General features: G+C 67.3%; 12 protein-coding genes. 7 read left to right on the forward strand and 5 right to left on the reverse strand.

What is annotated here, in order from left to right; all coding sequences use genetic code 11:
- Window position 1: 1 nt before the first annotated feature.
- From glgX to C556_RS0103760, 6 genes are all read left to right on the forward strand, one after another.
- On the forward strand, window positions 2-2,062 hold the full coding sequence (gene glgX, locus C556_RS19200; protein ID WP_018746890.1) for a glycogen debranching protein GlgX: 2,061 nt from the start codon (window positions 2-4) through the stop codon (window positions 2,060-2,062).
- Window positions 2,059-3,690, forward strand: coding sequence for an alpha-D-glucose phosphate-specific phosphoglucomutase (locus C556_RS0103740; protein WP_018746891.1), 1,632 nt, complete (start codon window positions 2,059-2,061; stop codon window positions 3,688-3,690). Before glgX ends, C556_RS0103740 begins: the two co-directional genes overlap by 4 nt.
- A gap of 98 nt (window positions 3,691-3,788) precedes the next feature.
- On the forward strand, window positions 3,789-5,072 hold the full coding sequence (gene glgC, locus C556_RS0103745; RefSeq protein ID WP_018746892.1) for a glucose-1-phosphate adenylyltransferase: 1,284 nt from the start codon (window positions 3,789-3,791) through the stop codon (window positions 5,070-5,072).
- Window positions 5,073-5,203: 131 nt separating this feature from the next.
- On the forward strand, window positions 5,204-6,628 hold the full coding sequence (gene glgA, locus C556_RS0103750; RefSeq protein ID WP_018746893.1) for a glycogen synthase GlgA: 1,425 nt from the start codon (window positions 5,204-5,206) through the stop codon (window positions 6,626-6,628).
- An 87-nt stretch (window positions 6,629-6,715) separates the two neighbouring features.
- Window positions 6,716-9,163, forward strand: a complete 2,448-nt coding sequence (gene glgP / locus C556_RS0103755; RefSeq protein WP_018746894.1) for a glycogen/starch/alpha-glucan family phosphorylase — start codon at window positions 6,716-6,718, stop codon at window positions 9,161-9,163.
- A 58-nt stretch (window positions 9,164-9,221) separates the two neighbouring features.
- Window positions 9,222-9,773 carry an NUDIX domain-containing protein gene (locus tag C556_RS0103760; RefSeq protein WP_018746895.1) on the forward strand — a complete coding sequence of 184 codons (552 nt, stop codon included), beginning with the start codon at window positions 9,222-9,224 and terminating at the stop codon, window positions 9,771-9,773.
- A gap of 32 nt (window positions 9,774-9,805) precedes the next feature.
- Here the strand turns inward: C556_RS0103760 and C556_RS0103765 are convergent, their stop codons facing one another.
- From C556_RS0103765 to C556_RS0103785, 5 genes are all read right to left on the reverse strand, one after another.
- Window positions 9,806-11,623: a GGDEF domain-containing protein gene (locus C556_RS0103765; RefSeq protein WP_018746896.1), complete on the reverse strand. Its 1,818-nt coding sequence runs from the start codon at window positions 11,621-11,623 to the stop codon at window positions 9,806-9,808.
- Between the two features lie 291 nt (window positions 11,624-11,914).
- Window positions 11,915-12,412 (reverse strand): AraC family transcriptional regulator, encoded by a 498-nt coding sequence (locus C556_RS0103770; RefSeq protein ID WP_018746897.1) that lies wholly within the window; start codon window positions 12,410-12,412, stop codon window positions 11,915-11,917.
- A 198-nt stretch (window positions 12,413-12,610) separates the two neighbouring features.
- Entirely contained in the window at window positions 12,611-12,856 is a 246-nt protein-coding gene (locus tag C556_RS0103775) for a hypothetical protein (protein WP_018746898.1), read from the reverse strand.
- Between the two features lie 104 nt (window positions 12,857-12,960).
- The gene (locus C556_RS21435) at window positions 12,961-13,413 is read right to left on the reverse strand and encodes a GNAT family N-acetyltransferase (RefSeq protein WP_018746899.1); all 453 of its coding nucleotides are present in this window, start codon (window positions 13,411-13,413) and stop codon (window positions 12,961-12,963) included.
- Between the two features lie 73 nt (window positions 13,414-13,486).
- Window positions 13,487-13,762: a hypothetical protein gene (locus C556_RS0103785; protein ID WP_018746900.1), complete on the reverse strand. Its 276-nt coding sequence runs from the start codon at window positions 13,760-13,762 to the stop codon at window positions 13,487-13,489.
- Window positions 13,763-14,179: 417 nt separating this feature from the next.
- Here C556_RS0103785 and C556_RS19210 point away from each other — a divergent pair, with 417 nt between their 5' ends.
- On the forward strand, window positions 14,180-14,584 hold the full coding sequence (locus tag C556_RS19210) for a helix-turn-helix domain-containing protein (protein ID WP_018746901.1): 405 nt from the start codon (window positions 14,180-14,182) through the stop codon (window positions 14,582-14,584).
- Window positions 14,585-14,943 lie beyond the last annotated feature (359 nt).

The following is a 14,943-nucleotide window of genomic DNA, read 5'->3' on the forward strand; positions in this document are numbered from 1 at the left end:
CATGAAACCCGGACACTCCTATCCGCTTGGCGCCACCGTGGTGGAGGAGGGGGTCAACTTCGCCCTGTTCGCCGGTCACGCCGAGCGGGTGGAGTTGTGCCTGTACGACGACACCGGGCGCATCGAAACCGCCCGCCACGACCTGCCGGTCAATACCCACGGCGTGTGGCACGGCATGGTGCCGGGCCTGGGCGCCGGCGCGGTCTACGGCTACCGCGTGCACGGCCCGTGGGCGCCGCGCGACGGCCATCGCCACAACCCGGCCAAGCTGCTGCTCGACCCCTACGCCCGCGAGGTGCTGGGCAACTACCTCGACCACCCCGACTTCAACGGCCACGACATCGGCAACCCCGGCCAGCCCGATCCGGTGGACAACGGCGCGCTGGCGCCCAAGGCCCGCGTGGTGGATGAAGCCTACGACTGGGGCGACGACGCGCCGCCTGACACCCCGTGGGCCGAGACGGTGATCTACGAGGCGCACGTCAAGGGCCTGACCATGCGCCATCCGGCGCTGCCGCCCGAACTGCGTGGCAGCTACGCCGGGCTGGCGCATCCCGCGCTGATCGGCCACCTCAAGCGGCTGGGCATCACCGCGGTGCAGTTGCTGCCGATCCACGCGCACGCCGACGAGCCGCGCCTGCAACGCGCCGGGCTGTCCAACTACTGGGGCTACAACACGCTGTCGTTCTTCGCCCCCGAGGCGCGCTACTGGTCCGGCCAGGGCGGCACGCCGCTGTCGGAGTTCCGCGACGCGGTCAAGGCGCTGCACGCGGCCGGCATCGAGGTGATCCTCGACGTGGTGTACAACCATTCCGCCGAGCTGGACGCCATCGGCCCCACGCTGTCGCTGCGCGGCGCCGACAACAAGAGCTACTACGTGCTCGACAGCCAGGGCGAGTACGAAAACTGGACCGGCTGCGGCAACGTGCTCAATCTCGGTCATCCGCGGGTGATCCAGCTGGTGATGGATAGCTTGCGCTACTGGGCCGCCACCTGCCGCGTCGACGGCTTCCGCTTCGACCTCGCCCCCATCCTCGGCCGCACCCCGCGCTTTTCCGACAGCGCCGCGCTGTTGTCGGCCATCGCCCAGGATCCGCTGCTGAGCCGGCTCAAGCTGATCGCCGAGCCGTGGGACATCGGCCCCTTCGGCTACCAGCTGGGGCGCTTTCCGCCCGGTTGGGCCGAATGGAACGACCAGTACCGCGACACCATGCGCCGCTTCTGGCTGCACGACGGCGTCACGCGCGGGCAGTTCGCCCAGCGGCTGGCGGCGTCCAGCGACCTGTTCCAGCACGACGCGCGCAAGCCGTGGGCCAGCATCAACTTCGTCACCTCGCACGACGGCTTCACCCTGACCGACCTCACCAGCTACAACCGCAAGCACAACCTCGCCAACGGCGAGCACAACCGCGATGGCCACAACCAGAACCAGAGCTGGAACTGCGGCGTCGAGGGGCCGACCGCCGACGAGGGCATCGCCCTGGTGCGCCACCGCGCGCAGAAGGCGCTGCTGGCGACGCTGCTGCTGTCGCACGGCACGCCGATGCTGCTGGCCGGCGACGAACTGGGGCAGAGCCAGGGCGGCAACAACAACGCCTACTGCCAGGACAACGACACCACCTGGCTCGACTGGGGCACCGGTGAGGGCCTGCACACCGAGTTCATCGGCGAGCTGATCCGCCTGCGCCGGCTGTGCCCGGCGCTGATCGCCGGCGAATGGTGGCAGGGCGAGGCGGTGGACGGCGGCTTTCCCGACGTGGCGTGGTTCAACCCGTCCGGCGAGCCGCTGCGCCCCCACGACTGGGAGGACAACGCCGGTCGCGCGCTGGGCGTGAAGCTGGCCGGCTTCTTCCTGGTGCTGATCAATGCCTCCGCCAACCAGGTGCCGTTCCGCCTGCCGCCGGGGTGCTGGCGGGTGCGCCTGGCCAGCACCGAGGACAGGGATTCTGCGCTGCATCAGGGCGAATGCCGGGTCGCTGCGCGCAGTCTCACCGTTTTGATCGAGGACGCCTGCGAGCCGGGCCTCTTCGCCAGCCCGTTTTATTCCGAGGAACAACCATGACCATCAAGACCGTGGCCACGCGGCCGTTCGAGGGGCAGAAGCCGGGCACGTCCGGCTTGCGCAAGAAGGTAAGCGTCTTCCAGCAGCCGCATTACCTGGAAAACTTCGTGCAGAGCATCTTCGATGCGCTGGGCGGCATCGCCGGCAAGACACTGGTGCTGGGCGGCGATGGCCGTTACCACAACCGCGAGGCGGTGCAGATCATCCTGAAAATGGCGGCCGCCAACGGCGCGGCGCGCGTGCTGGTGGGGCAGGGCGGGCTGCTGTCCACCCCGGCGGTCAGCGCGGTGATCCGCAAGTACGGCACCAGCGGTGGCATCGTGTTGTCGGCGTCGCACAACCCGGGCGGCCCGGACGGCGACTTCGGCATCAAGTACAACATCGACAACGGCGGCCCCGCGCCGGAGAAGGTGACCGAGGCCATCTACGCCCGCAGCCTGCAGATCAGCGAATACCGCATCATCGATGCGCCGGATGTGGACATCGACGTCATCGGCGACAGCACCCTGGCCGGAATGCAGGTGGCGGTGATCGACCCGGTGTCCGACTACGCCGAGTTGATGGCATCGCTGTTCGACTTCGCCGCGATCCGCGCCTGGTTCGCCGCCGGCCACACCGCCTGCTTCGACGCGATGCACGCGATCTCCGGCCCCTACGCCATCCGCCTGCTGGAGCAGACGCTGGGCGCACCGCGCGGCACCGTCATCAACGGCACCCCGCTGCCCGACTTCGGCGGCGGCCACCCCGACCCCAATCCGGCCTACGCCACCGAGCTGATCGATCGCATGTCGGCCGCCGACGCGCCCGACTTCGGCGGTGCCAGCGATGGCGACGCCGACCGCAACATGATCGTCGGCCGCAACCTCGTGGTGTCGCCGTCGGACAGCCTGGCCATCCTCGCCGCCAACGCCACCCTGGTGCCGGCCTACGCCGGCGGGCTGAAGGGCGTGGCGCGCTCGATGCCGACCTCGTGCGCGGTGGACGCGGTGGCGAAGCAACTGGGCATCGCCGCCTACGAGACGCCCACCGGCTGGAAATTCTTCGGCAACCTGCTCGACGCCGGCAAGGTCACGCTGTGCGGCGAGGAAAGCTACGGCACCGGCTCCGACCATGTGCGCGAGAAAGACGGCCTGTGGGCGGTGCTGTGCTGGCTCAACCTGCTGGCCGCCACCGGCAAGACCGTCAACCGCATCGTCGAGGAACACTGGGCGCGCTTCGGCCGGCACTTCTACAGCCGCCACGATTTCGAGGGCATCGCCACCGAGCGCGCCGACGCGCTGATGGCCGCGTTGCGCGGCAAGCTCGCCACACTGCCCGGCCAGACGCTGCACGGCCTGCGCGTGGTCAGCGCCGACGACTTCGCCTACACCGACCCGATCGACGGCTCGGTCTCGACGAAGCAGGGCGTGCGCGTGGTGTTCGACGGCGGTTCGCGCGTGGTGTACCGGCTATCGGGTACCGGCACCGAAGGGGCCACCCTGCGGGTCTATCTTGAGCGGTATCAGCCGGATTCCGCGCAGCACGGCGTGCCGACCCAGCAGGCGTTGCTCGACCTGATCGCGATCTCGCGCGAACTGGCCGACATCGCCGGGCACACCGGGCTGACCGAACCTACCGTCGTGACCTGAACCCCGCCGTCACGACACCATCGCATGGTCCGGCGGCAACGTACCGCCGGACCCAAATCTAGAGCCCGGTGCAATGGGCTGAAATGGGAGAAGGTCGCATGGAAGAATCTCAACTGATCGACAAGGCCACCCTGGCGCGGCAACTGCCGAACAAGGCGGTGGCACTGGTGTTGGCCGGGGGGCGCGGTTCGCGGCTCAAGGCGCTGACCGATCATCGCGCCAAGCCGGCGGTGTATTTCGGCGGCAAGTTCCGCATCATCGATTTCGCGCTGTCCAACTGCCTGAACTCGGGCATCCGCCGCATCGGCGTGGTCACCCAGTACAAGTCGCACTCGCTGCTGCGCCACCTGCAAAAGGGCTGGTCGTTCCTGCGCAACGAGATGAACGAGTTCGTCGACCTGCTGCCGGCGCAGCAGCGGGTGGACGAGGAACACTGGTATCGCGGCACCGCCGACGCGGTGTACCAGAACATGGACATCATCCGCAGCTATCGCCCGGAATACGTGGTGATCCTGGCCGGCGACCACATCTACAAGATGGATTACGCACGGATGCTGGTGGACCACGTGATGTCCGGTGCGCAGTGCACGGTGGCGTGCATCGAGGTGCCGCGCATGGAGGCCACCGCCTTCGGCGTGATGCACATCGACGAGGAACGCCGCATCACCGACTTCCTGGAAAAGCCGGCCGATCCGCCCGCGATGCCGGGCAAGCCGGAGAGCGCGCTGGCGTCGATGGGCGTCTACGTGTTCAACGCCGACTATCTCTACCGCCATCTCGACGAAGACCTGGCCAACGATGCCTCCGACCACGACTTCGGCAAGAACATCATCCCCAAGGTGGTGCAGGAAGGCGGCGCGCTGGCGCACCCGTTCTCGCTCTCGTGCGTGAAATCCGATCCCAACGGCCACGACTACTGGCGCGACGTCGGCACGGTGGACGCCTACTGGGCCGCCAACCTCGACCTGGCGTCGGTCACGCCGGAACTGGACGTCTACGACCAGGACTGGCCGATCCGCACCTACCAGGAACAACTGCCGCCGGCCAAGTTCGTGCAGGACCACAACGGCAGCCACGGCATGACGCTGAACTCGCTGGTGTCGGGCGGCAGCATCGTCTCCGGCTCGCTGGTGATCAACTCGGTGCTGTTCTCGCAGGTGCGGGTGCATTCGTTCTGTACCATCGATTCCTCGGTGATCCTGCCGCAGGTGACCATCGGCCGTAACTGCCGGCTGCGCCGCTGCGTGATCGACCGCGCCTGCGAAATCCCCGAGGGCACGGTGATCGGCGAAAACGCCGAGGAGGACAGCCGCCGCTTCTACCGCAGCGAAGGCGGCGTGGTGCTGGTGACCCGCGACATGCTGGCGCGGCTGCAAAAGTAGCAAGGCTGGTCGCCCCGCCTGCAACGGCGGGGCATCGTTTTCCCCACGGCGGGCCATGCCCGCCGCATTTCATACGGCTGACAAGCGCATTGGCCACACTGCGCGCAAGTCTTCTCGTCAGGATGCTTCCCATGCGCGTGTTGCACGTCTGCTCCGAACTCTATCCGCTGCTCAAGACCGGCGGGCTGGCCGATGTCACCGGCGCCCTGCCGCCCCAGCTCAGCCGCCTGGGCGTCGATGTCCGGGTGCTGGTGCCGGGCTTCCCCGCCATCAATGCCGCGCTGGAGGGCGAAGGCGACGTCGCCGACGTCGATACTCCGTTCGGCCGTGTCCACCTGTGGTTCGCGCACCTGCCGGGCAGCGAGGTCGGGTTGTACGTGATCGATGCGCCCGGCCTGTTCGATCGCCCGGGCAATCCCTACGACGAGCACTATGGCGACAACCACCGCCGCTTCGCGCTGCTGGCATGGATCGGCGCCGAGCTGGCCAGCGGCCTGGATGGCTTCTGGCGTCCCGAGGTGGTCCACGCGCACGACTGGCACGCCGGGCTGACGCCGGCCTACCTGGCCGCGCGCGGCCGCCCGGCGCGCAGCGTGTTCACCGTGCACAACCTGGCGTACCAGGGCGTGTTCGGTGGCTGGACCTTCGGCGAGCTGGGCTTGCCGGCGCATTTCTTCGACGTCAACGGCGTCGAGTTCCACGGCAACGTCTCGTTCATGAAGGCCGGCCTGTTCTACGCCGACCACGTCACCACCGTGTCGCCCAGCTACGCCCGCGAGATCACCACGCCCGACCAGGGTTGCGGGCTGGACGGCCTGCTGCGCGACCGCGGCCCCAGCTTGAGCGGCATCCTCAACGGCGTGGACGAGGCGGTGTGGAATCCGGCCGCCGACCCGTTGATCGACGCCGCCTACAGCGCCGACAAGCCCGCCGGCAAAGCGAAGAACCGCGCCGCACTGCAACGCGACAATGGGCTGGACGTGCAGGAGGACGCCCCGCTGTTCGGCGTGGTCAGCCGTCTGACCGAGCAGAAAGGGCTGCACCTGGTGCTCGAAGCGTTGCCGCGCCTGATCGCCGGCGGCGGCCAATTCGTGCTGCTGGGTAGCGGCGATCCGCACCTGGAGGCGGCGTTCCGTTCCAACGTCGCGGCGTATCCGGGGCGGGTGGCCGTCACCATCGGCTACGATGAAACGCATTCGCATCGCATCATGGCGGGCGCCGACCTCATCATGGTGCCCAGCCGCTACGAACCGTGCGGGCTGACCCAGCTCTACGGGTTGAAGTACGGCGCGCTGCCGCTGGTGCGGCGCGTCGGCGGGTTGGGCGACACCGTGGTGGACAGCAGCCTGGAGAACCTGGCCGACGACAGCGCCACCGGCATCGTGTTCGACGAATTCAGCGTCGCCGGCCTGGAAGCGGGCATTCGCCGCGCCTACGCGCTGTGGAACCGCCCGCGCGACTGGAAGAACGTGCGGCGCAACGCGATGCGGCAGGATTTCGGTTGGGGCGCCTCGGCGGCGGCCTACGTGGCGCTGTACCAGCGCCTGGTTGCATAAAAACCGTCGGCACGCCGACAGTACCGGCTGCGGCGCCCGCGAGGCGCCCCCGGAACGGTTTCAGATAACACAAGCGGAGCTTCCACAATGACCGTCGAATTCGTGCACGACTCCCCCAGTACCGATGTGGCATCGCTCAAGCGCTCCATCGCCAACAAGCTGGTGTTCGCTGTCGGCAAGGACCCGATCACCGCGCAGCCGCGCGACTGGCTGTTCGCCACCATGCTGGCGGTGCGCGACCGGCTGGTGGAGCGCTGGATGCGCACCACCCGCGCCCAGTACTCGCAGGAAAGCAAGCGCGTCTACTACCTGTCGATGGAGTTCCTGATGGGGCGGGCGCTGACCAACGCCCTGCTGGCGCTCGGGCTGTACGACGAAACCCGCACCGCGCTCGATGCGCTGGGCATCGACTACGACGAGATCGACGCCATCGAGCCCGACGCCGCGCTGGGCAACGGCGGCCTGGGCCGGCTGGCCGCGTGCTTCCTCGACGCGATGGCCACGCTGGGCCTGCCGGGCTACGGCTACGGCATCCGCTACGACTACGGCATGTTCAAGCAGCGCATCATCGAGGGCAATCAGATCGAGGCGCCGGACTACTGGCTGGCCAACGGCTACCCGTGGGAATTCCCGCGCTCCGAGGTGCAGTACCTGGTGCGCTTCGGTGGCCGGTTGCAGGACGAAGGGCGCAAGGTGCGCTGGGTGGAGACCCAGGACGTGTTCGCCATGGCGCACGACCACATCGTGCCGGGCTACGACACCCTGGCCACCAACACGCTGCGGCTGTGGTCGGCGCGCTCGTCCAACGAGATCAACCTGACCAAGTTCAACCAGGGCGACTACTTCGCCGCGGTCGAGGAAAAGAACCTGTCCGAGAACGTGTCGCGCGTGCTGTACCCGGACGACTCCACCTACTCGGGCAAGGAACTGCGGCTGCGCCAGGAGTACTTCTTCGTCTCGGCCAGCCTGCAGGACATCATGCACCGGCACATGCGCACCTACGACAACGTGGACAGCCTGCCGGACAAAGTGGCGATCCACCTCAACGACACCCACCCGGTGCTGGCGATCCCCGAGCTGCTGCGCATGTTGATCGACGACTACGGCGTCGAGTGGGATCGCGCCTGGGGCATCGCCAAGCGGGTGTTCAGCTACACCAACCACACGCTGATGAGCGAGGCGCTGGAAACCTGGCCGGTGGACATGATGGGCCGCGTGCTGCCGCGCCATCTCAAGCTGATCTTCGACATCAACGACGAATTCCTCGACGAGGTGCGCGCCAAGTTCGGCAACGACGCCGACCTGATCCGCCGCGTGTCGCTGGTGGACGAGCACGGCGAGCGCCGCGTGCGCATGGCCTACCTGGCGGTGGTCGCCAGCCACAAGATCAACGGCGTGTCCGCGCTGCACTCCGACCTGATGGTGCAATCGATCTTCGCCGACTTCGCCAAGCTCTATCCCGAGCGTTTCAACAACAAGACCAACGGCATCACCCCGCGCCGCTGGCTGGCGCAGGCCAACCCCGCGTTGTCGTCGGTGATCGACCACTACATCGGCAAGACCTGGCGCAGCAACCTGGACGAACTGGCCGAACTGAAGCAGCACATGGATTACCCGGCCTTCGTCAAGGCGGTGGCCGAGGCCAAGTTCGACAACAAGCAGCGCCTGGCGCAATTCGTGGCACGGCGCCTGGGCGGCGTGATCGACCCGCACGCGCTGTTCGACGTGCAGGTGAAGCGCATCCACGAGTACAAGCGCCAGTTGCTCAACGTGCTGCACGTGATCACCCGCTACAACCGCATCCTCAAGCACCCGGAGAAGGATTGGGTGCCGCGCGTGGTGATCTTCGCCGGCAAGGCCGCCAGCGCCTATCGCATGGCCAAGCTGATCATCAAGCTGATCAACGACATCGGCGTGAAGATCAACAACGACCCGCGTGTGGGCGACAAGCTGAAGGTGGTGTTCATCCCCAACTACGGCGTGTCGCTGGCCGAGATCATCATCCCGGCCGCCGATCTGTCGGAGCAGATCTCCACCGCCGGCACCGAGGCATCGGGCACCGGCAACATGAAGTTCGCGCTCAACGGCGCGCTGACCATCGGCACCCTCGACGGCGCCAACGTCGAGATCCGCGAGCAGGTGGGCGAAGACAACATCTTCATCTTCGGCAACACCACCGAGCAGGTCGAGGCGCTGCGCCGCGACGGCTACAACCCGCGCGCCTTCTACGAGCAGGATCTGGAGCTGCACGAAGTGCTGAACATGCTGGCGTCCGGCTATTTCAGCCCGGAGGACCCGGAGCGTTTCCGCCTGGTGTTCGACGTGCTGGTGAACTGGGGCGACCACTACCAGCTGCTGGCCGACTACCGCAGCTACGTCGATACCCAGGACAAGGTGGACGCGCTGTACCGCAAGCAGGACGAATGGACGCGCCGCACCATCCTCAACATCGCCGGCATGGGCAAGTTCAGCGCCGACCGCACCATCCGCGAGTACGCCGAGGATATCTGGAACGTATCACCGGTCCGGCTGTAATCTTCGGCAGTCGGGGGCGGCATCCGGCCGCCCCCTTTTTCCTTCCGCCCCTCATTCCATGTCCCAAGACGACCATCTGATCGAAACCCGAATCGACGGCGAGCGCGTATTCGACGGCGCGCTGCTGCACATCAACCGCGACAGCGTGCGCCTGCCCGACGGCGGCAGCGCCACCCGCGAATACGTGGTCCATCCCGGCGCCGTGATGGTGATGCCGGTGCTGGACGACGGCCGCCTGCTGATGGAACGGCAGTTCCGTTATCCGCTGCATCGGGTGTTCCTGGAGTTCCCGGCCGGCAAGCTCGATCCGGGCGAGACGCCGCTCGCCTGCGGCCAGCGCGAACTGCTGGAGGAAACCGGCTACAGCGCGCGCGAATGGGAATACCTGGGCGTGCTGCATCCGCTGATCAGCTATTCCGACGAGGAAATCCACTTCTTCCTGGCGCGCGGCCTGACCGAGGGCGAGGCGCAGCTGGACGAGGGCGAATTCGTCGAGACCGTGGCGGTGTCGCTGGATGAACTGGTCGCCGGTGTGCTCGACGGCCACATCACCGACGGCAAGACCATCTCCGGCATCTTCTGGCTGGAACGGAAGCTCGGCCGGCGCTGAACGGCGTCAGTCGCCGCCGGCTGCGCGGCGTGTCATGCCGGGGGCCGCGGCGAGGCGGATGGCGATCCTTCGCTCGGGGAAGGCGATTCGCCGTGGTCCGGCGAGGGCTCGTCCTCCACCCGGTTGCGACCCAGGTGTTTGGCGCGGTACAGCGCGATGTCGGCGCGTTCGATCAATGCCGGCCAATCCGGTCCCGGCTGCGGATCGCTGAGCGCCACCCCGAAGCTGGCCGTGACGTGCAGCGTGAGCTGGTCGTCCACCATGACCGGCTGCTGGGCGATGGCGTTGCGCACCTTCTCGGCCACGTGGTGCAGGGTGGAGAGATCCAGCCCCTCCACCACGATCATGAATTCCTCGCCACCGAAGCGCCCGACGACGTCGTTGGTGCGGCACAGCGTGCGCACGCAATACGCCACTGCGCGCAGCACCTGGTCGCCCACCAGGTGGCCGTAGCGATCGTTGACCTGCTTGAAATAGTCGATGTCGAACAGGATCAGCCCCGCCGGGCGGCCCAGCAGCGCGGCGCGGGCCAGCAATTGCTCGCTCTGGATCTCCAGGCCGCGCCGGTTGATCAGGCCGGTCAGCCCGTCGGTTTCCGCCTGCTGCCGCAACTGCGCGGTCAGGATCTCGCGTTCGGTCTCCAGCGCGTGCCGCCGCCGCTGGTGGCGGCGCAGCGTATCGATGGCCTCGAACAGGGCGCGCATCTCCGGGCCGCTGGGCCGGCGTTCGTCGCTGCATTGGGTGTTGTCGCGGGCCAGTTCGATGATGTCGCGGCGGGCGCGCAGCAGGGGTGAGATCAGCGAACGGCGGATGAGCAGCAGCTGCCATAGCAGCACCAGCGCCATCGCGCCGCCCAGCACCATGGTCTGCAACGCCTTCCGCCACGCGCTGTCGCGTTGTCTGGCGATGCCTTCGCTGGCGGTGCCGACGATGGCTTCGCGCAGGGTTTCCAGCGATTGCACCTTGGGATGCAGGTCGCGCAGCAGTTGGTCGGGCGCCGCCTGCTTCGCCGCCGACGCCTGCCGGCACAGCAGTTCGGTTTCCAGCAGCTTGGCGTAGGCCTCGTTGAAGTAGCGCAGGTTGACCTCGGCCTTGGCCTTGCGGATGCGCGGCACATGCAGGTAGGTGGCGAGCTGGCTGTCGAGCAGGGTATGCAACTGGTCGATGCGTCCCAGCAACTGTTCCAGCCGCGTGCGGCGGGAGGCGTCCAGCGGTTGCCGCTCCAGCATGGGGGCCGCCAGCAGGATGGCCCCACGGCCGGCGTAGTCCCGCAGATCCTCGATGGTGCGCGCGCTCAACACCACCCGCGCCATGCGCATGTCCTGGTTGATGGTCTGCCCGCCGATGGCGTCCACCACGGGGCGCAGCGACTCGATGGCGTTGATCATTCCTTGCAGCGCGGCTTCGGATTCATCGCTGCCGCGCGTGGCGCGCGGCAGGAGGGCCAGCCGATCCACCCTGGCCCGCGACAGCGCCAGCGAGCGCCGCACCTGCGCCAGCCGGGCCTTATGATCGACCGGCATCGCGAAACGAAAGCGATGCAGCGTGATATCGAACTGGGTCAGCAACTGATCGCTGCGGACCCGCTCCGCGGTCAACAGCCGGCGCGCGGCAATACTGTCGGCGCCACTGGCGCTGATCAGCGCCATCGAGATGCCGCGCTCGTTGGAGATCACGTTGGTGGTCTGCAGCCCCAGGCGGTAAGCCGTCAGGTTGTCCAGGTTGCGCTGTTCGATCCGCGACTCCCGGATGTTCTGCCACACCAACTGACCCGTGGGGATGCCCGCCGCGCCGACGATCAGCAACGCTCCGAGCCAGAGTTTCTGATTGAGCGTGAACTTGATGGGCATGAGGCGGCTGGCGGTCGGACAACGAAGGGAGTGAGGGATGACTTGGCGGCCTGCCTCGCCGGAGCGGGCTTGAGCCGTGTTGCCATGCCAGGGCGCAAACCTTGCCAGCATTGCCCTGGGGCATGCCGCCTACAACCATCCGCTGGAATGGCCCTCCCCACCGGGCCGCCAGGCGGGGCCTGTGCTGCCAGCAGGGCACGTGCCTGGGCCCTGGGTCGATTGGTGCTGGCGCCTGGGTGGCGCCCGCGGATCAATGAGGCCGATGGCGCGGGTGGCGCCCCAGCTTCAATGTCACACCTGCCGTTCCAGCGGCAGCCACAACTCGGTGAGCCAGGCATCCGGCGACGGCTGGGCGGGAGGAAAGACGCGGCACCATTCGAAGGACGGCATCCGGCGCAACCGCTCGCCGCTGCGTGGCAGCCACTCCAGGTACAGCGCCTTCCAGGTGTCGCCCATGGTTTCGTAGGCACCGTGGTGGCGTATGACGGCGTAGCGGCCGCCGCAGATATTGCCCAGTGTCAGCCCCGGGGCGGGGGGCAGCGCCAGCGGTTCCACCACGCAGGCTTCGTAGCAACAATCCGGCGGTGCCACTTCGAAGTGATTGTTGCGATACAAACCGATGAAGCTGGTGTCCGGGCCGAGCAGTTTATGGTCTTCCACGTAGGTGCTGATGGCCTGCCAGGCACTTTGCGCCGCGCCCAGGCTGTTACCCAGGGGATGGTCGCGACCGAAGCGCTGGAAGAACGCGACGGGGAACGGCTGGATGACGCAGATCTCCACGGCGGGCATGGCTGGCTCCTGCTGGACTCCCGATCCGGGAGGGACTCAACCAGCATTTGCCGGCCAGCCGACCCTCGCAAATGGCCCGAGTAAGGGCCGCCTCCACGGGTTGGCCGGCCTCGTCGCGCCGGCCGTGGCGTACCCGATGCGCCTGCAAACGACCGGGGCGGCCGTCAGGCCGCCCCGGTCGTTGAACCACATCGCCGCTCAGCGATTGATATCGCTGTCCAGCGTATCGTCGCCGCGCGGGCTGGCCGCGTTGCGGTCGCGGTCGGCGTCCCACGGACCCCAGTTGCCGAAGCTGCGATCCACTTGCAGATCGGTGCCCGGGTCCACCGCCTGCGGCGTGGCCGAGCCCTGTTCCGAGCGGTAGGTATTGGCGTCGTTGGCCAGCGCGGTGGTGCCGGCCAGCAGGGCGGACGCGGCGACGAGCGAAGTGACGAGATGCTTCATGACGTTCTCCTTGGCAAATACGCAGCGTCCATGGTGCAAGGAGCGTGCCAGGCCATGAGGCAGAGCTTTGCGCCGGTGCCGCATGGCAGGCGGGTAAAGCTTACCTACCGGCCTTGTAAATCGCACATTCGGGACATGAAGCCCAGGCGCTCCCGGTGTTCGAAACCCCGGCCCAGGTAAAAGCGTTCGGCGGCACTGTCGCGCTCGGTCAGCAGGGTCAGCGCCGCGATGCCTTCGGCCGCCAACAGGTGTTCCGCACCGTCCACCAGCGCCCGCCCCAGCCCGCGTCCCTGATGAGCCGGTGCGATGAACAGCTCGTCGATGAAACATTCGGAGCCGGTCCACCAGTGACGTATCTGCCCGATCAGCCCACCGCACGGGATGTCGTGGTCGAAGATGCCGAACAGCCGGGCGGCGGGATTGGCGGCAAAGCCGCCCAGGTAGCGCTGCGCCGATGCTTCGGTCCACTGGTCGTGCCAGGGCGGACCGTTGAAGGCGTCGAGGAAAGCGGGGATCAGAATCCGCACATCGGCGGGAACAAGGGGGCGGACCTGCATGGCGGCTCCGACTGGAAAACGGATCGCCACTGTAGCGGCGTGGCGGGCCACATGACCAGTCGCGCCGGCAGGATCAGTCTTGCATCGGTGCGCCGGTCCGGGCGTGGCGGCTGGCGACGTCCAGTGCGGTCTCCAGGGTTTCTTCGGCGGTGCGCAGCAGCGCCAGCGTGTTGCGCAGTACGAAGCGCATCTGCTGTTCGGAGCCTTCCTCCAAGGCCAGCGCGCTGACCAGCAGGCTTTGAGAATCGGCGATGGAACTCAGCACTAGGATGCCGGGCGACACCAGATCGGCGAAGGGAATCGGCGCATCGGGATCGATATCCGCGATGTGGCGCAGTTCGAGCATCATGGGAGCAATCCTGTGAGGAAACGGGGCGTTGCCCGTGTGGCTGGTCGCAGCCATGCCCTGCCGTGGGCCAGCCGGCTGAACAAGCGCGGTTGGCAACATCCTGCTGGCTGCGTTATGCGGGGCGCCGGGCCTCCCTGGCCGTACGCGTTGTGCTGTGGGTGAGTGGTCGGCTTGCCGCCGCTCAGGGCGTTTCGTACCCCTTGCCGGAACTGCTTCGCTGGTTTGTCAGCGGCTTCAAATTGCCGGCGATGGCGCTTATTCATGCGCTAGGGTAAAACCTATGGTTTTCACTTGGCCGGATCGCAGGCGTGCCGTCCCTGCCGGGCGCGGGCCACACGGATGCTATGATCGCCGACGATCGATGAATCCTCGCATTTTTGAGCACAAAAGTGCTCATGTCAATGTTTTCGAGAACGAATGAATACAATCGGCGAGCGCCTCAAGATCGAGCGTCTGCGCCTGGGTTTGAGCCAGGAGGACTTCGCCGCCAGGGCGGGCGTGGTCCGGCGGACCCAGACCAACTACGAAACCGGGGAGCGCGTGCCCGATGCCGCGTTCCTCGCTACCGTGGCCCGATTCGGCGTGGACATTCATTTCGTGGTGCTGGGCGAGCGGCATCCCGGCCAGCTCAGTCCCGAGCAACATGATGTGCTCGACGCCTACGCCGCGGCCTCGCCGCCGGTGCGCGCCGCCGCCCTGGCCGCGCTGCGTTCCGAAAGCCATCCACAGCCCGCCCCGGCGCCCGCTGCCGGCGCCATGCGCCTGTCGCCCGACGCCGTTCCGTTGCATGGGCCGGTGGAACAGGTGCGCAAGAAATCCTGAGCGCCCGTGCGGCACGGCAAGCGGAACGCGGCAGAGGCCGCGTTTTTTGTTGCCCGCCCCCAGATGCATACCTTCGGCCAGCGTGGACATGGTGGCGTCGAAGGGAATGAGCCGTCGTGCCTGCCGGCTTCGATGCGAGTGCCGGGCACGATTGTGCGCATTCGCCGCCAACAAATCGTTATCACCCCATGAAGAAGATTGGCAATGCGCCGTCGCTCGAAGGGACGGCCGCACGGCGCGGTAGGTCCTGGCAGCGCCGGGGCCGGCGGGTGATCGCTCTCACGCGGCGCCCGGGGCCGGATGCCGCGGGCGGGGGACGTTGTTACAATCCGGACACAAAAATGACAATGCCATCGAGA

It is taken from the genome of Chitiniphilus shinanonensis DSM 23277 (assembly GCF_000374805.1).
Taxonomy (GTDB): Bacteria; Pseudomonadota; Gammaproteobacteria; order Burkholderiales; family Chitinibacteraceae; genus Chitiniphilus; species Chitiniphilus shinanonensis.

Coding starts and splice junctions, on each gene's coding strand:
- glgX (WP_018746890.1), top strand. CDS start 2: ATGAAACCCGGACACTCCTATCCGCTTGGCGCCACCGTGGTGGAGGAG.
- C556_RS0103740 (WP_018746891.1), top strand. CDS start 2,059: ATGACCATCAAGACCGTGGCCACGCGGCCGTTCGAGGGGCAGAAGCCG.
- glgC (WP_018746892.1), top strand. CDS start 3,789: ATGGAAGAATCTCAACTGATCGACAAGGCCACCCTGGCGCGGCAACTG.
- glgA (WP_018746893.1), top strand. CDS start 5,204: ATGCGCGTGTTGCACGTCTGCTCCGAACTCTATCCGCTGCTCAAGACC.
- glgP (WP_018746894.1), top strand. CDS start 6,716: ATGACCGTCGAATTCGTGCACGACTCCCCCAGTACCGATGTGGCATCG.
- C556_RS0103760 (WP_018746895.1), top strand. CDS start 9,222: ATGTCCCAAGACGACCATCTGATCGAAACCCGAATCGACGGCGAGCGC.
- C556_RS0103765 (WP_018746896.1), bottom strand. CDS start 11,623: ATGCCCATCAAGTTCACGCTCAATCAGAAACTCTGGCTCGGAGCGTTG.
- C556_RS0103770 (WP_018746897.1), bottom strand. CDS start 12,412: ATGCCCGCCGTGGAGATCTGCGTCATCCAGCCGTTCCCCGTCGCGTTC.
- C556_RS0103775 (WP_018746898.1), bottom strand. CDS start 12,856: ATGAAGCATCTCGTCACTTCGCTCGTCGCCGCGTCCGCCCTGCTGGCC.
- C556_RS21435 (WP_018746899.1), bottom strand. CDS start 13,413: ATGCAGGTCCGCCCCCTTGTTCCCGCCGATGTGCGGATTCTGATCCCC.
- C556_RS0103785 (WP_018746900.1), bottom strand. CDS start 13,762: ATGATGCTCGAACTGCGCCACATCGCGGATATCGATCCCGATGCGCCG.
- C556_RS19210 (WP_018746901.1), top strand. CDS start 14,180: ATGAATACAATCGGCGAGCGCCTCAAGATCGAGCGTCTGCGCCTGGGT.